Source organism: Anaerolentibacter hominis (assembly GCF_032380675.1).
GTDB lineage: Bacteria > Bacillota > Clostridia > Lachnospirales > Lachnospiraceae > Anaerolentibacter > Anaerolentibacter hominis.
Map to the genome: position 1 here is coordinate 1,672,971 of NZ_JAWDIX010000001.1, position 17,123 is coordinate 1,690,093.

The following is a 17,123-nucleotide window of genomic DNA, read 5'->3' on the forward strand; positions in this document are numbered from 1 at the left end:
TTTTCAATTCTATTGATTCTATTCTTCTGTTGTATTCAAGCCTGCCAGCTCTGCATTCTTTAAATGCTCTTCATAGGTTACAGCATAATAATATCGGCCATCCGCATCGGTAAGGAAGAACAGATACTCCGTCTCCGCCGGATAAAGCACCGCGTCAATCGCCGATTTCCCCGGATTGCAGATCGGTCCTGCCGGCAGTGCCGGGCATTTATACGTATTATAATAGGAATTATACTGGTCCTTATCTCCGCTGATATATGGCTTCACATATTTCTCCACATAATGGATTGTAGCATCACTCTGCAGCTTCATTCCGGTTTTCAGTCGGTTTAAGAAGACAGAAGCAACCTTTTCTCTTTCTTCTTTCACGCCGCACTCTTTTTCTACTATGGAAGCCAGAGTCAGCACTTCATCCTCCGTCATACCCATCTGAGCCGCCCGGTCTCGCTGTGATGTGGTCAGCTTCTTCTCCGTATTCGACAGCATAGTCTTGAGCACATCGGCCGGCACACTGTTACGGTAGAATTCATAGGTGTCCGGGTACAGATAACCCTCCAGATCAAAGCATCTGTTTTCGTCATCCTCCCTCTGGGCCGTCAGCTCATATGCGGTCAGATCCAGCTTATCCGCCGCTTTATACAAGGCTTTTGAAGACACACAGACGCCGGCATCGGTCAGCTTCTTAAAAATCTGGGCCACCGAATACCCTTCCGGTATCGTTACCTTCACCACATTGGCGGCCAGTTTCCTCGGCGCATAGGTTACTTTGTCGGCTGCCGGAAGGCTGGTTACCTTCTTATATGGGTTATAAACAATAATTCCGGAGAAATCCTTCGCGTCGTAACCGGCGCTGCGGATATCCGCTTTCTTAAAATACTTATAGCCATTGGCATCAGCCATCACCCATTTCAGAGCCGAGATATGGGCAACCGCCGCATTGCTGGCGGAATCGATATACATTTTATAGGTCATGGTCCGTTTTGTCTTCCTGGAAGAATTCTTCGTATAGGAATAGGCAGTTTTGGTGTTCTTGGTCAAAACCAGCTTTCTGCCGTTCTTTTTATTCTTCAACGTAGCTTTATTGGTGGCAAAATCAAAGCTGTAATCAATGTCCGGCATATAGGAAGTGAGCAGCTTTAACGGCACCATGATATTCTTTTTCGGAGACAGCAGTATCCGCTGATCCCCTTTCTCACCGTTCAGGTCATAAAACTTATATTTGCCGTTTTTATCGCCGATCAGCACGCCATATTTGGCAGTCTGTGCCGCCTGAATCTTATCGCCGGGCAAAAATCCCGCCAGCATCATCACAGACAGAGCGATTACCAGCAGCCGTTTCCAACTTATTTTTTGTCTCATTCTAATCTGCTCCTTTTTTACACAATCAGACCGGTGCCGCACAGAAATACTTTCTCTGCTGTACCGGAGTACATATCGTCATCTTTGTTTATTTTACTATTCAAACGCTAAACCGACAAGACCTTTAAGAAAATCTCAAGATGTTTTCTCATTAAAACTTTCTCAGAATGAGTACCCGGTCAAATCCCTCCGCTTTGATATAATCCGCCATATTCTGCTTAAAATACCGCTCGTCCACCATCTGTATCTCTTTGTAGTCCTTGATTAAGAAAGGCACGAAAACGTTGGCGTAGGAGTCTTTTATCACCAGAAGCTTCCCTTCTCCGCCTGTCTTATTCCGAATGGTTGCCAGTCCGTAATTTCCGCCGAAAAATACCGCGTATTTATCCTTTAACTTTAACCGGTCCATGCGCAGGAAACTATCCACTGTCCTTCGCTCCTCCGGGATCTCCACCTCATAGGAAACAGCGGGGTCCTGGAAAACCTCAACCTTGTCTTTGGGTGTTTTATGAACAGGAGCCTTGGAAAACAGGGTTCCGTAAAAATCTTCACTCAGCACGGTACGTTCGAAACGGTCCGGTTCTTTGACACCGCCTCCGGACTGCTCTGCAAATACCTGCCAGGCATACCCGGCCCCCCGCATTGTCCAGTGATGATCTGTGAGAAAATAAATATCTTCATTTTTGTGCCCGTTAAGCGCCGGGACAACGTCCACATAGGCAACTGATTCGTCCAGATTCTCTCGTATCCACGCAAAAACCTTATTCTGATCCTGACATTCATTGCTCTTCGGCAGCTGATCCTGATAGATATTCGAGTTTACCGGCACCGGCAGGAGAAAAAAGGGAACGTCCTCACAGGCCCGTGCCCACTGGCCGTACAGCGCAACAGAAGCTTCTATCTCATCCCAGTCCGCCTTGTAGTTTTCCAGGTAGCGTCCATCCCGATAGTAAACCTCATTTAAAAGCCGCTTGCCGCTTAGCCGGTCCAGTGCGGTCTTTGTATAAATGAGCGCATCCTTTCCGAATAAGCGGTCCGGCACAAAGGCATCCACCTGCGCCGTTACTTTGCCCTTAAAATAATTGCGCACAGAAAAATCCGGCGCACTTTCCAGATACCGGTTCTCCAGCTCCGAGTAGGTCCGTCCGAATCCGGCTATCGTCCCAACGGAGAAAATCCCCAGGATACAGGCAAAACATAGAATATATAACTTATTTTTCATTTCGTCCTCCCTAAAACCGGAAATAAAGAAACGGGTTATAGGAGCCCGCCGCCAGATAGGCAATGGACAGCAGGAGCAGGAATATAGCTCCTCTCCATCTGCGAAATACCGGCGTGCTGGCCAGTGCGCACAATACAAACAGCAAACCGAAGTTCACCAGATAAAATGCTGTCTGTCCGTTCCAGAACGGCAGTCCGCCAAACCCAAACAGTTCCTTGATTCTCTGTAAAAGTTCCCCGATATTTTCAAAGGCAAAGATAACCCAGCCAAATACAATTAAAATCAGTGCATAGACATGCTGAAAAAAGGCTGGTATCTTATTCAGCCATTTCAGCAGAAACGTCTTCTCCAGCAGGAGTATAAGCCCGAAATAGAGTCCCCAGAGGATGAAATTCCAGCTGGCTCCATGCCAGAATCCGGTTAAAAACCAGACAATCAGGATATTCCGAAGCTGTATAGCGAGTCCTCTCCTATTTCCTCCCAGCGGGATATAGACATACTCCCGAAACCACTCTCCCAGCGTCATATGCCATCTGCGCCAGAAATCGGTAATGCTTTTGGCACAGTAGGGATAATTGAAATTTTCCGGAAACCGGAAGCCGAACATAAGTCCCAGTCCGATGGCCATATCCGAATATCCGGAGAAGTCAAAATAAATCTGAAAAGAAAAAGCCAGAATCCCCACCCAGAGAGAAGAAACGCTAAGCATACCTTCCGGCAGTGCGCGCACCGCCTGGAACACCTCTCCCATCTGGTTCGCCAGCAATACCTTCTTGCCCATGCCGATGGAAAATCTGCGGATGCCCTCCGCAAATTTATCCGCCGTCTCTTTTCTGTGATTCAGCTGATCCGCCACTGCCTGATATCGGACAATCGGTCCTGCAATAAGCTGGGGAAACATGGTCACATAGGTTCCAAAATCCAGGATGTTCTTCTGCACTTTGGCATCTCCCCGATAGACATCAATCGTGTAAGACATGGTCTGAAATGTATAAAACGAGATCCCGATCGGAAGCGGTATCTCTTTGAAAACAAAACTTGTCCCCGCCGCCTGATTGATCATGTCCACAAAAAAATTACTATATTTAAAGAATCCAAGCATGCCCAGGTTAAAAATAACAGAAGCCAGGACAGCGCCCCTGGCTTTTTTCAGGTTTCCTTCCTCCCGGTATTTTACCGCAAGCTTTCCAAATACAAAATCCCCGGCTGTGGACAGAAGCATCAGGACCACATAGACCGGCTCTCCCCAGGAATAAAAGAGGAGACTGAACACCAGGAGCACAAAATTGTGGAATCTGCCCGGCAGGCAGTAGTAAACAGCCAGAACCAGCGGCAGGAAAAAGAACAGGAATGTTACACTGCTGAATACCATAATCTACAGTCCCGCTTCCTCAAGTATTTTTTCTGCGCCTTCCCAGTTACCGCATATTACCAGAGCGGCGTACCTTCCATTTATTTTTATCACGGCATGATTGATGGCTTCCATCTGATCCGGCCGGTATGACTCAAAGTTATCCTTCTGATCACTTACTCTTTGTTCCAGCAGCGCCTTAACCTCTTCCATATCGGTTTCCTCCCCGGCTTCCAGCAAAATAACCTCATCGCTGGTTGCCCCGGAACTGGCATAAATGATTTGTTTCGTGAACTTATCCGCTTCCAGTCCATACAGCTGTTCGGCCATGCTTGCATCCAGTTCTATCAGTTCTTCCTGAAAGGTAAGACCGGTAAGCAGAGCATCCGCAAGCTGGGTCAGATCAACGGTTACCGTCTCTTCCTTTTTTCCGCAGCCCACAGCCAGCAGGCAGAGGCATAACATAAGTGCTGTCATTTTCATTTTCATCGTGTTGTCCAAACCTTTCTTCCCATTTCTCTATTTCACTCTTTGGAAATAAAATCGTTATATAAAAACTTAAGCCATTTTTCACTGTATTCCTTATTCAGATGGATACCGTCACTGGCCGCTCCCTCCGGCAGTGCCCCGGAACGGTTCGACACAGATTTTCCCACATTTAAATAAATGCTGTCCGTATTTTCCGCTACCTCTTTTACATATCCATTGAACTTTTTCACATTCTTGTTGTTGTAGGTTTTATCCTCGTCCGATCTGGATTTTGTAACCGGAAGGATAGACTGAATATAAATAGCGGCATCCGGCTGAACCTTCTTGATTTTATTGATCAGCTTTTCATAGCGCTCTTCAAAAATATCCCCGTAAGGCCAGCCCAGCTCGTTGACACCCAGCATAATGTAGATCCGGTCATACTTCGTGCCCTGATCCAGCGCCTTTATGACAGTGCCTTTCTTACCGTTTTTTAGTTTGATAACATCCTTATTTACGGCAGAATCCACATTTAATCCATTTGCCGTAAAAAAATCGGCAGTAGAAAAGCCGGTGTTCACATACAGCGAATTCGTTCTGGAATCCCCCACAAAGGCAACCTTTTCCCTGGAAAATGCCTTCACCATCTCCGATACGGTGGGCGTCTTTTTAGAATCGGAGGCTTTCTTTTTCTTATCGGATTTCTTTTTGTCCTTCGACGCAGATGCGGTTACAACTGCTCTTTCGTCCGTCTCCGGTCTGCCGGCAGATCCGGAGAATGTTGCTTCCAGCTGCCTGATCTTATCCTGCAGCGACAGGGTTTTCATCTCACTCTCAGCCACTTCCCCGGCATGCGCCATTTTCTCAGTACTGCCGCTGTGACCGTTAACCGCAGACAGCACGCCCAGCGCCACAACCAGGCCGAATGTCATACAGCCAAGTGTAACCTTAATCAGTTTTCTTCTTCTGCGTCTTCTTTTGTAACCTCGGATTCTTTTTTCTCTTTCCGCTTCTACGTACATACTATTATCCCCCGTATTTCTATATCCATTACAGAATATCCGGCATGTTATCCTCAAGCCTGTTCTGTCTATCATTTCTTTCTGTATATTAGACTCTTATGATAACAGAAAAGTTTTAAATATAGGTTACAAATCTTGTGCTTTTTCGATAATTTTTTTGTGCATTATGAATTATATCTGTAATAGTAAAAAAGAGGAGAAAACAGCTTCGCCTTTGAAATCCGCTGTTTCTCCCCTGTCTATTTCATCATCTCAGCCTGCAGTTATCACCGCAGTACTGATCTAAAAGGTGATGAAAAATATGAAGATGAACTTCTTCATCTTTTATAATCCGATTTAAATTTTCTACAATATTACTGTCCTTTATTATCTGCGTCTGCCTGCGGTACTTCTCCACCGCCGCCTCTTCCTCCCGAATGGCATAGTAAAGCAGCTCAGGCAGTGTATTCATATATTGTATATATCCCGGCGACCAGTAATAGACTTTCCCTTCTCTGGCAGACCAGAGCCTGGGTTCCTCCCCCAGCTGCTTTGCCAGTGTGCCGAAGATATCCAGATGATGCATCTCCACAACACTGATACTGTAAAATACAGCCGGCATATTGTTCTTAAGCCCCTGCTTGTCATCCGAATAAAAATGATCCCCCGTTTTACTGTAATCTTTTGTAATAAGATGATTGTAAAAGTATAGGCTGACCGCGGACATTTCCGAGTTCCTTCCGCCCATATTATCCAGCATCAGCCTGCCGTACTCTTTGTTTTTCTCTTCGGCCCGGACAGGCGGATATTCGCCTGCCGCCGTAAATATCATTTTGTCATTTCCCATTGCTTCCTCCACGTCGGAGCTGGTTTTCCAATCTTATCCATCCGAAATCCTTATTCAGAAAATTATATGTCCTCTTCTCCCCTATTATTCGGCCCGGCGGATATTGAGTTTCTTTTTAAAGCGCAGGAATAGCAATGTACCGGCCAGCGCAGCGGCTGTCTCCGCCACCGGGAAGGATACCCATACTCCCGTCAGACCGGTAATCTTAACGGCAGCGGCGGAAAGCGGAATAATGATCAGAAGCTGTCTGAGCAGGGAGATTACCAGAGATTCTCCGCCTCTGCCCAATGCTTCAAAGGCTCCGGACAGGACAATGCCCACCGCGGAAACAGGAAATCCCAGCGAGATAATCCGCAGCGCCGGTATTCCGATCGCCCGCATCGACTCACCAGCGTCAAAGAGCCGGAGGATCGGTACGGTCAGGAATAAAAACAGCGCCGTACCGGCAGTCATAATAACCAGAATGGAGAGGAACGCTGCCCGCAGCGTGTGGTAAAGCCGTTTTTCCTCCCCGGCGCCATAGTTGTAGCTCACAATGGGCCTCATTCCCTGTACCACCCCATTGGCCGGCATGTAGACAAAGGTCTGAAGCTTAAAATATACGCCTAATACCGCCACCGCACTCTGAGACACAACCGTAACGATTCCATTGAGCGCGCCGATCAGAATAGACGGCATGGCAGTCATCAGCCCGGAAGGAATCGCTACGGAATAAATACTTTTTACGATCCTCTTTTCAAATCTGAAGCCTTTCAGCTGGATATGAATTCCATGGTTGTGCCGTACAAGCAGCAGGACAGACAGTCCGCAGGCAACCAGCTGACCGATGATAGTTGCTACAGCTGCCCCGGTAACTCCCAGTGCGGGAAATCCAAACAGGCCGAAAATCATAATAGGGTCCAGAATAATATTCACCACAGCGCCCACCGCCTGCAGGATCATGGGGACAACCATATTGCCGACGGCCTGAAATATCTTTTCAATGGTAATATGAAACAGGCTTCCGAAGGATAGACAGATGACAATATAGGAATACCTGCATCCCATTTCAAATATCCCCGCATCCTCCGTAAACATATGAAAGAAGGGACGGATAAAGAGCAGCCCGAACAGAACAAAACCGATGGAATGAATCGCGGTCAGGACCATGCCGTGAGAGGCCGCCCGGTCCACTTCCTTCTGATCCCTTGCCCCCAGATTCCTGGCCATGAGCGCATTTAAGCCCACACCCAGACCTACCGCCACAGAAAGAACCAGATTCTGCAGGGGAAATGCCAGTGAGACCGCGGTCAGGGCGTCCTCCCCAAGCCTTGCCACAAAGATACTGTCCACGATATTATACATCGACTGTATCAGCATGGATACCATGGGCGGTACCGCCATAGACATCAGAAGCGGAAAGACCGGCCTGCTCCTCATTGGATTTTCTGTATTGTTCATTTTAACTCCTCCTTGCCCAATTCAAGTACGCCCCGGCGTACTTGCTGCGTGCCGCACGTCATGCTTTGCATGACATAATACATCTGTGCGGCTCTGCAATCCGCCGGAGGCTTTATCCTGGAAGGAGACTGGGCTCCCACCATGACGAATTTGTTATTTACCCACCACCTATTGAGGTGGGAGTCTTATCTACTTCCATGATAAAAAAAGGCTAAAGACTTATTGTTTTAATCTCAGAAACAATAAAATCTATAGCCTTTCCGGTACTTTTCATACTCGTTCAAAACAGTGTTCAGAATACCATGTTTTCCCGCCGCTGTCAACCTCCCAGTCCGAGAAGCCTGGTAAAGATCAGGTGCAGTCCCATGGAATAGGCGGCAATGGCGAAGGGTTTGCCGAGAAGAATGATCGTCATGAATTTCTTGAATTTCATCGTTGTCACTCCGGCCAGGAAGCAGAGGACATCATCCGGGGCAACCGGCGCAAAGATGGCGATAGCAAACCATTTGTCAAACTTTCCATTGTGCACCCAGCCCATATACTTGCCGATGGCCTTGGAATCTGCGATTCGTTCCACCGCCTTCATGCCAAATCTTCTTGAGATCAGGAAGGCGAACATAGAACCGATACATATTCCTATATAATTATAGATAAAGCCTCCGATGGGCCCAAAGAGCAGGACACCTGCCAGACAGGAAAGCCCTGCCGGTATGATTGGCAGTACAACCTGCACGATCTGTATAATCACAAAAAGCAGCGGCGCCGCCACTCCAAGGGGCATCAGGAAATTTTCCAGCGCCTCCTGGGAGGTAAAGATCTGACGCTGCATACCGTATATCATGAATAATATGCAGCCGGCCAGGCCTGCCAGCGTAAGTACATTCGCAGGATTTATAATCTTCTGCCAAATATTTGGCCGTACAGCCTCTGTTGTCCCTTTATTCCACCTGTTATCCATACTCTTCTCCTTCACCCGGCTTGTTCTTTTCTTTTGTCCTGTTTATCATAGCCGTGAAATGTTAAAAAGAAGCGGGACAAATTCTGAAGGTTTTCTAAATATCAGGGAAATAATTCCGAAAACGGGGAGGGCAGCCTCACGCCATCCTCCCCGTCAGCCAGCCTAATTCTTCTTCACAATCGGAAGCCATACCTCAAACGATGCATTTGCCGGATTTGAGTCCAGATAGACTTCGATATCCGGCGCATCTGCATATTCGTAACCGGAAGCAGGCAGCCACTCGGTCACCGCCCGTTTCTCGATCTCCTGAATCGCTCCCGGCATGGTTCCCGATCCGGGAAATACTGCCCAGGTACAGGCGGGTATGGTATACTCGTCCATCCCCTCCGGAACTTCCCGGTCCGTAGCGGCCGCTATAAAATAATACCACGTCTCCCCATCGAGGCAGGCGGACACGCCTAATACCCCCATGGGTTCCTGATTCATCAGAGAGACTGCTTTTGCCACGGTTCCGTCTGTAGCAGCCTTGCCCCAAAAGGAGGGCGTTGCCCGGAAGCACTCGTCCATATCCTTCGGCAGCTGATATTTTCCTCCTACAATACGAATGCTGTCTTTCTGCACAATACGATATTCCATTTTCTCTTCTCCTTTTACTGATAACTGGAAACGGATGGGGCCGTATGCCTTCAGGGAAATACCTTCCTTATGGGCGGAGGACGGCGGAAAACCGTGAATACTCTGAAATGCCCGGTTAAAGGCGGTGGGCGACTCATATCCATAGCGCAGAGCCACATCCAGCACCCGTTCCCCCCGGCTTAAATCCAGCGCAGCCAGTGTCATCCGCCGCCGGCGGATGTATTCCGACAGAGGAATGCCCGCCAGATAAGGAAACATTCTCTGGAAATGATAGGTAGAACAGCAGGCTATCTTAGCCGCCCTCTCTATCTCTACCTCTCCTGTCAGATTATTTTCAATGTAATCCAGTGCTTCATTCAGCTGACTCAGCCAGTTCATTTTTCCTCCACTCCTCTATCCCAAAATTTATGTTTTCCATGCATCCATCGTTTCTGTTAACAGAATACCGCAGTTCTCTTTTATAATCCTCTCATTTTCTGCCCGAAAAAGCAAGAGGACAAAGAATCCTGCGTGCGGATTCTCTCCCGGCGGCGGGTTGCTCCGGCAACGATTCCTTTTTGCCGCAGTGCGGTCCCCCGGAGTTTTTTTGTTACATAGGAAAGACTGCCGTCAAAAAGCCGCGGCAGTCTCCCTCATTTAGTCAGTCAGTTTTTAATCAACATAAAGATGCAGCGGCCAGTTGATGTATTCCGCATCATCCAGTTTCTCCGAAGTAATATATCCTGCCGGCGCGCGCAGTACGGATGGTATCCGGTTTACAATCGTCGCACAGGTATGCTCCACCGTCGCCGGTTTTTGTACATAGAAGGTGACATCCGGCTCGCCCGTGATCTTCCAGTCACACATGTCTCCGTCGTCCGGTCCATACACTTTACCGATACACTGTGTCTCGATGACAGGACCCTGGTAGGTTTCCGTGGTTACGACCGCACTCATTCCGATGCAGTTGCCCTTTGGTATCACAGCTCCCAGAGTCTCCGAATACAGCTCTTTCTCATAGAAATAAGGCACACATTTCTGGGTCTGGGACTTGATCGTCCATCCCATCCTGTTGCAGAGTGCTTCATTGGAATTCCATACATAGCTGGGTTCCAGCGTCTCCGGATGAGCAATCTTCTCTTCGAATTCCTCGGGTGTCATACCAGCGCCGTGAGCTTGTGCCAGAGCCAGACCGTAATCTTCCACATTATAGCTGACAGCACCTTCTATTTTATCAATCCTCTGCACGCCTCCCGCCACACAGGCAATCATATTGATCCAATAGATATCCTGCATACCGGAACCGGTAATGGTACAGCTGTACTCTTTCGCCAGACGGTCCAGACGGTTGGTCAGTGCCGGTGAGGTCGTCCAGGGATAAATTGCTTCCTCGCAGGTGGTGAGAATATTAATTCCTCTCTTTGCACAGCGTTCCATATGGGGATACATATCATCCATAAAGCTGAACAGAGTCAGAATCGCCACATCGGCGTCACATTCATTTAATACACTGTCCGCGTCACTGCGGATTGTCACCCCAAGTTTTCTTCCCAGTCCGGCGAAATCGCCTACATCCATACCAACCAGATCCGGATTCACATCAATTGCGCCGACAATTTCAGCACCCTTTTCCACCAGATACCGAAGTATATATTTGCTCATTTTGCCGCAGCCGTACTGTACAACACGAATTTTTTCACAGTTCATACATCTGCCTCCTTGTTTTTTTCTTAGGTTTGCCTTTTTTTGACTTTTCATACCCTGTTTTTAAACCAGTCCGAATTTTTTATGTTAAAACCCGGAGATTTGGCAAATGCTATGTGTGAAAGATTGAACATGCAGAGTGAATTCTATTTTCGTAGTCTGACTCTGCAGCCTATAATATGGAGGTAAACTCATGCATTGTACGAGAGAAATCGCACCGTCGGTTCACTGGGTCGGCGCATCCGACCGCAGGCTGGCTTTGTTTGAAAATATGTTTCCCATCCCGGACGGCGTTTCCTATCATTCCTATCTGATTCTGGATGATAAAACGGCTTTGATTGATACCGTGGACTCTTCTGTCACCAGGCAGTTTCTGGAAAATGTGGAATGGGTCCTTGACGGACGTCCCCTGGACTATCTGGTCATAAACCATATGGAGCCGGATCACTGCGCCAACATCGAAGAACTGTGTTTCCGTTATCCTGATATGAAAATTGTGGGCAACACAAAAACCTTTCAGATGATCCGCCAGTTTTATCATTTCGATACCGACAACCGCACATTAGAAGTAAAGGAAAAAGAAGAGCTGATACTTGGCCGTCATCTGCTTCGCTTTTATATGACGCCTATGGTTCACTGGCCGGAAGTCATGATGACCTATGAAATTTCCGAAAAAATCCTGTTTTCTGCAGATGCCTTCGGCTCCTTTAGCGCCTCCCCCAATCTGTTCGCGGACGAGGTGGATTTTGAAACTGACTATCTGAGCGAAGCCAGACGCTACTACACAAATATTGTGGGAAAATACGGAGCTCAGGTTCAGGCTGCGCTGAAAAAGCTCTCCGCTGAAACCATCAGCATGATCTGTCCGCTCCACGGTTTTATCTGGCGGCAAAATCTGGGCTGTATCCTGGAAAAATATCAGCACTGGAGCAACTATGAGCCAGAGGCTCCCGGCGTGGTTCTCGTCTATGCTTCCATGTACGGCAATACGGAAAATGCAGTGAATGTTCTGGCCTCCAGACTGGCCGGGCTTGGAGTGCGCAATCTGAACGTATATGATGTCTCCAAAACCCATCCTTCCTATATCATTGCATCCGCATTCCGTTTCAGCCACCTGGTCTTTGCCTGCCCCACCTACAATAACGGCCTTTATTTTGCCATGGAGTCCTTCTTAACAGAACTGCTCAGCCTCAATCTCCAAAACAGAAAAGTGGCTCTGATCGGCAATGGTTCCTGGGCTCCCACAGCCGGAAAAGTCATGAAGGCTCTTCTGGAGGAGCCCGGACGGTTTGAACTGTTAAATAATGCTTTTGAGATACGCTCTTCTCTGCGTCAGGATCAGCTTGCAGAGCTGGACAGCCTGGCAGATATCATTCATAAGACGATGTAAACAGAAAAAAACAGGCAGAGACCGGATATCAATCCAGAGCACTGCCTGTTTTTGCTTGTGATATAGGAAAGTTTCCTGTATCACAAGAACAGCTTCTTCTGCCCTATGGCGTTACAAGAGAAAACGGAATCACAAACTCAACCGCTCCCATAGAGCCTGGAGCAACCTCATATTTATCAAATGCAATTACAAGATTGCCATCTTTATTGACATAGAAATTCTGGTCTTCCTTGATCCGGGTAAATACATCAGTTGCTTCCTCCTCGCCTTCCAGGAAATAATAAACATCATTATTTTCTGCCATCTGCTTCTTCATCTGTCCTTTAATTTCTTCCGACAAAAGAGTAATATAGTCTTCGCCCTGTTTGAACAGATCTTTCAATTCCACTTTGTTTCCGTTGGATTTATCAATGGTATAGAACCGGTTAAACTGATCGGAACTGCCGGCGCTGAGTTCTGTTTGTACTACCATGGAAAAGAACCGGCTGTTGTCGGTCAGTACCTGATAGTCGGTGTCGACTGCCTGATGAACGGCGCCGTTTTTCTCGAGTTCCGCTTCATACTCCGCTTTGATCTGTTCCGTATAATCGGATATATCCTGGTTGATCTTAGTTTCAGCCTCCGGGCTGCCCGTTCCCGAAATCTGTGGTGTTGCAATATTTGCTTCCGTGTTTTCGTCCTGGAATTTATATTCCCGAAAGGTCACTACCCTGGTGATCGCATTTAAAACCGGCACCTTATCAAAAGCTCTTGCAATCTGTGGGCTGGAATTGGCCAGCACCGTCAACACCAGCAGAAAGGAAGCCGCACAGACTCCGGCTGTCTTAAAACCGGTAAACCATCTCTTTCTTTTCTCCCTGACCATATCTTCCCTGGCCCGGCTGATCGTACTTTTAACCTGATGAAGCAGATCTTCCGGCATAGTAATATTGTTATATTCCTCTTTTGCATCGTCTAATGAATCTTTTTTCATATTTAAACTCCTTCCGCCGCCCTCCGGGGCTGTCCGTGAAAGGCCGGTTACACCGGCTCCTCCAGCTGGATTCTCAGCTTTTTTAAACTCCGGTAAAGTATTGTTTTAACCGAATTTAAATTTTCCTGCATAATCTCCGCTATCTCACTCAGCTTCCTGTCCTCAAAATACCTCAGTATGACTACTGTTTTTTCTTTGGGTTCCAGGGTATCCAGCGCCCGCCTTGTATCAAAATCCATGTAGGCATCTTCCGTTATATTCTGATCATCCTCGATACCTAAATCTTCCTTGTTCTGCTTTCTGAGAAAATCAAAAGCCGTATTAATAACAAGACGCCAAAGCCAGGTTTTAATATAAGCTGGATTCCGTATACTGTCACTGGACCGAATCGCCTTATACACACTCTCCTGCAAAATGTCCATGGCGTCCGGTTCATTTTTTACATAGGAAAAGGCAAGACGGTACAATGCCTGATAGTTTTTCAGTATTTCCTGTTCTACAAGGGCCCTTGTATGACTGATACTCAAACTGCAACCCCCCTTTCTGAAGTAGCTACATTTATTAGACGATACAACAATGAAAAAAGTTTTAATGGCTCCAAAAGAATGAGCTGCTGTAGAAACAGCAGCTCATTCCGACATATCCCTTTTACAGTTCTTTAACCTATCCTATTTCTCATCCCTCACCTGATAGGGTATCTTATTTCTCCTGCAATATTCCTCCGCTTTTGATCCCTTCACCGCCTCCAGCAGGCAATTTTCACAGCGGGTGAAAATAGGCCAGTCCGTGGTATGTTCCTCCCACATAAAGCGGGTGACATTCTTATGAATGACTACTTTTAAGTCTGTACACTCGTAGAAATAACTGAATACGCCTGTCATGGAGTCAGGAAAATATAATGTTTTTAAATTCCTTAAGCGGCTGAACGCATAGGAACCGATATCCGTAATCCCCTCCGGAATCGAATATGCCGCATCTTCTTTCGCGGATGGATAGCTGATCAGTTTATCTCCCATTTTATCGGAACGTTTCTCATACAATACGCCTTCTTTATCATAATAATATTGATTCAGAGCGCTGACAGTAAAGCGCTTCAAACGGTCACAGCCCACAAATGGAGCGATAATCTCGTCATCCCAGTCTTCACTTAAATAATCCACATCTGTCACAGATGACGGGATGTAAATCTCTTCCAAATTTTTGCAGAATGCAAATGCCTGGTAGCCAATTTTCTCCGTTGCCGGCGGTATCGCCGCAGTTTTAAGTCCAGAACCGTTAAACATTCTGGGGGGTATCTCTTTCAGCCCCGCCGGAAGACTTACCTGTTCTACCGATACGGCCTGATAAAATATCCCGTCTCCCAGCTCTCTGATCTGACCGGGAATCGTTATCTGCTTTAAGACACGCTGGGACCCAAACGCATTATCCTCTATAGATACAACAGCAGATGGAATCCAGTAATTTGCTGCCTTTTTTGCCGCGGGATAGCGCACCAATGATTTATAGTCCTTACTGTAAAGGACACCGTCTGCAGATAAATATCTGCTGTTGTCCGGCTTTACCTGAAAGGCGGAAATTTCAGTACAGCCATCAAAGTCAGGTATCGTTTCCAGTGAATTGGGCAAAGTGACTTCCGTAATCCCGCTGCAGCCATTAAAAGCCGTTGCAGCTATCTGTTTCAGTCCTTCGTTTAACCGAAGCTCCTCTATTCCGGCACAGCCGTAAAATGCCCGCCAGGCTATACTCTCCACTCCATATGGCAGGGAAAGAGCCGTTAGAGACGTACAGTTATAAAATGCATCCCCGCCAATCTCAGTCAGCTGTTCCGGCAGTTTGATCTCCTTAAGGGCACTGCAGCTTGCAAACGCCCCGGCCTCTATAAGAGTAACAGCCTCAGGCAGCCCCACCCCTGTAAGAGATGTGCAATTTCCAAACAGACTGTCAGAAATCACCGTAATCCTCTTCGGTATTTGCACTTCTTTCAGGGAAGCACAGTCGTAAAATGCCCGGACTCCCAGGTAGGTTACCCCGGCCGGAAGTTTGATCCCTCCGAGAGACCGGCACCCCGCAAAGGCATAATCTCCGATATACGTTGTTTTTGAGGAAAGCTTTATTTCCTTCAATGCAGCGCAATCATAAAAGACCCCCGGTTCTATTCTGGTAACAGCAGCAGGTATCTTAAAATTTTTCAGCTTTTTACAGCCTGTAAAGGCATAGGGCCCTATCTTCGTCAGCTTCGCCGGCGTATTCACCTGCTGCAATTTCTTACAATTGAAAAATGCGGTATCGCCGATGGTCTTCACCGAATCCGGCAGTGTAACTTTTTCTATGTATGCATTGTCCGCAAAAGCGCCGCTCCCGACAGATGTCACTTGCTTGCCGCCCAGCTTCTTCGGCACGATTACCTTCTTGCTTTTCCCTTTGTATTTGACCACCTTAGCCGTTTTGCCCGAAACCGTATAGGTGAAGCCTCCCTGCTTTTTTGCAGACGCGGCCCGAACCGTCTGTCCCTGTCCCAGCAGGAAACAAAGCATCAGACACACACATCCAATCAAAACCTTCCACCTGTTATTTTTATTCATACTTCCTCCTTGATTGCATCTCTATACCACAGGATAAAGATCTCTTCCTGTAGTCAAGTATAGACCATATCCGTTCAGAAACAAGAAAAAAGCCCAAGATTCATAAAATCTTAAGCTTTTTCAAGAGCGCGAGACGGGATTCGAACCCGCGACCCTCGCCTTGGCAAGGCGATACTCCACCACTGAGCCACTCGCGCATATTCTGTTATCTCTCTCAGACACAAGTATTACTATACAGGATCTCTAACTGTTTGTCAAGGACTTTTTTTAATTTCATGCACAATACACACACTTCTCAATGAAGCAAGTGGATACGCCCAATCAACTGATCCAGATGCGGCGGCCTCCCGCCGCATCTGGCAACTTCTTTAATCCTGTTTTCTGGCTCTCTCCTCGAAAGAGAATCCCGGATTCAAAGTCACGCTCCGTCCTCCGGACACCTCAATTGTCTCCGCCGTCATGTAGGACGCCGCTTCACTGGCCAAAAATACTACGGGTCTTGCAATCTCTTCTGGTCTTGCCACCCGGTTCAGCAGCGTTCCGGACGCATTGCGGGAAAGCTCAGCAGGAGGAATATTCCTGGCCACTGCCTCTGTCATTGTAAAGCCCGGCATAACACAATTCACCCTTACCCCGTACGCCGCATACTCACCGGCAAATGTGATGGTCAGATTCACGATAGCGGCTTTCAGCGGGCCATACAGCGTACTGCGGCCGGCGGTAGGACAACGTGCCGCAAGAGAACTGATGTTAACAATAGCGCCGCCATGTTTCTTCATATAGCGGAATGCAGCCTGACAGCCAAAAACCGCCGACTTAAAGGTAACGCCTGTGATCCGGTCTATATCCGCGCCGGTATATTCTTCCCCGTCTCTGGGAAAAGACGCGCCTACATTGTTTACCCAGCAGTCAATCGTTCCGAAGCGCTCAGCCACATGTGCTGCAAACGCATATACCTGCTCTTCGCTGGACGCATCCACAACCTCTTTGTAAACCTCCCCGTAAGCAGACAGTTGTACGGCTGCCTCATTAAGCTCCGCCTCCCGTCTGGCACAGATCGCCACCTTCGCTCCCTCTAGGAGAAACTCCTTCGCCGCTGCCAGCCCGATCCCTTTGCTTCCTCCGGTTATAACCGCCACCTTGCCTTTTAATCCAAGTTCCATATTTTTACTCCTTTCTACCAGTTCCGTCTGCCCTCAGGCTATAATATAGC

The 17,123-nt window shown here is 47.6% G+C and carries 15 protein-coding genes and 1 tRNA gene; 1 reads left to right on the top strand and 15 read right to left on the bottom strand.

Annotation, left to right across the window (positions count from 1 at the left end):
• Positions 1–18: 18 nt before the first annotated feature.
• The 10 genes from mltG to ABCW47_RS07795 all read right to left on the bottom strand — a co-directional run bounded on the left by mltG (position 19) and on the right by ABCW47_RS07795 (position 10,968).
• Positions 19–1,359 carry an endolytic transglycosylase MltG gene (gene mltG / locus ABCW47_RS07750; protein ID WP_343209281.1) on the bottom strand — a complete coding sequence of 447 codons (1,341 nt, stop codon included), beginning with the start codon at positions 1,357–1,359 and terminating at the stop codon, positions 19–21.
• Between the two features lie 151 nt (positions 1,360–1,510).
• Complete coding sequence (locus ABCW47_RS07755) at positions 1,511–2,581, bottom strand: DHHW family protein (RefSeq protein WP_343209282.1); 1,071 nt, start codon at positions 2,579–2,581, stop codon at positions 1,511–1,513.
• A 10-nt stretch (positions 2,582–2,591) separates the two neighbouring features.
• A complete protein-coding gene (locus ABCW47_RS07760) occupies positions 2,592–3,953 on the bottom strand; it encodes an MBOAT family O-acyltransferase (protein WP_343209283.1) in 1,362 nt (453 codons plus the stop codon).
• 3 nt (positions 3,954–3,956) lie between these two features.
• Entirely contained in the window at positions 3,957–4,433 is a 477-nt protein-coding gene (locus ABCW47_RS07765; RefSeq protein ID WP_343209284.1) for a DUF4358 domain-containing protein, read from the bottom strand.
• A gap of 23 nt (positions 4,434–4,456) precedes the next feature.
• The gene (locus ABCW47_RS07770) at positions 4,457–5,422 is read right to left on the bottom strand and encodes a GDSL-type esterase/lipase family protein (protein WP_343209285.1); all 966 of its coding nucleotides are present in this window, start codon (positions 5,420–5,422) and stop codon (positions 4,457–4,459) included.
• A 247-nt stretch (positions 5,423–5,669) separates the two neighbouring features.
• Positions 5,670–6,248, bottom strand: a complete 579-nt coding sequence (locus ABCW47_RS07775; RefSeq protein WP_343209286.1) for a ferritin-like domain-containing protein — start codon at positions 6,246–6,248, stop codon at positions 5,670–5,672.
• A gap of 84 nt (positions 6,249–6,332) precedes the next feature.
• Positions 6,333–7,688 carry an MATE family efflux transporter gene (locus tag ABCW47_RS07780; RefSeq protein ID WP_343209287.1) on the bottom strand — a complete coding sequence of 452 codons (1,356 nt, stop codon included), beginning with the start codon at positions 7,686–7,688 and terminating at the stop codon, positions 6,333–6,335.
• A gap of 319 nt (positions 7,689–8,007) precedes the next feature.
• Positions 8,008–8,646 (bottom strand): TVP38/TMEM64 family protein, encoded by a 639-nt coding sequence (locus tag ABCW47_RS07785; protein WP_343209288.1) that lies wholly within the window; start codon positions 8,644–8,646, stop codon positions 8,008–8,010.
• Positions 8,647–8,808: 162 nt separating this feature from the next.
• Positions 8,809–9,660: an AraC family transcriptional regulator gene (locus ABCW47_RS07790; RefSeq protein ID WP_343209289.1), complete on the bottom strand. Its 852-nt coding sequence runs from the start codon at positions 9,658–9,660 to the stop codon at positions 8,809–8,811.
• Between the two features lie 273 nt (positions 9,661–9,933).
• Positions 9,934–10,968, bottom strand: coding sequence for an NAD(P)H-dependent amine dehydrogenase family protein (locus tag ABCW47_RS07795; protein WP_343209290.1), 1,035 nt, complete (start codon positions 10,966–10,968; stop codon positions 9,934–9,936).
• Between the two features lie 190 nt (positions 10,969–11,158).
• On the opposite strand from ABCW47_RS07795, the gene ABCW47_RS07800 reads away from it, so the two are divergent.
• Positions 11,159–12,355, top strand: coding sequence for an FprA family A-type flavoprotein (locus ABCW47_RS07800; RefSeq protein ID WP_343209291.1), 1,197 nt, complete (start codon positions 11,159–11,161; stop codon positions 12,353–12,355).
• Positions 12,356–12,458: 103 nt separating this feature from the next.
• On the opposite strand, the gene rsiV is transcribed toward ABCW47_RS07800, so the two are convergent.
• From rsiV to ABCW47_RS07825, 5 genes are all read right to left on the bottom strand, one after another.
• Positions 12,459–13,328: an anti-sigma-V factor RsiV gene (rsiV, locus tag ABCW47_RS07805; protein ID WP_343209292.1), complete on the bottom strand. Its 870-nt coding sequence runs from the start codon at positions 13,326–13,328 to the stop codon at positions 12,459–12,461.
• A 47-nt stretch (positions 13,329–13,375) separates the two neighbouring features.
• Positions 13,376–13,855: a sigma-70 family RNA polymerase sigma factor gene (locus tag ABCW47_RS07810; RefSeq protein ID WP_343209293.1), complete on the bottom strand. Its 480-nt coding sequence runs from the start codon at positions 13,853–13,855 to the stop codon at positions 13,376–13,378.
• Positions 13,856–13,996: 141 nt separating this feature from the next.
• Positions 13,997–15,910 (bottom strand): leucine-rich repeat domain-containing protein, encoded by a 1,914-nt coding sequence (locus ABCW47_RS07815; RefSeq protein WP_343209294.1) that lies wholly within the window; start codon positions 15,908–15,910, stop codon positions 13,997–13,999.
• A gap of 125 nt (positions 15,911–16,035) precedes the next feature.
• A tRNA-Gly gene (locus ABCW47_RS07820) sits at positions 16,036–16,107 on the bottom strand.
• A gap of 171 nt (positions 16,108–16,278) precedes the next feature.
• Positions 16,279–17,073, bottom strand: coding sequence for an SDR family NAD(P)-dependent oxidoreductase (locus ABCW47_RS07825; protein WP_343209295.1), 795 nt, complete (start codon positions 17,071–17,073; stop codon positions 16,279–16,281).
• Positions 17,074–17,123: the final 50 nt, after the last annotated feature.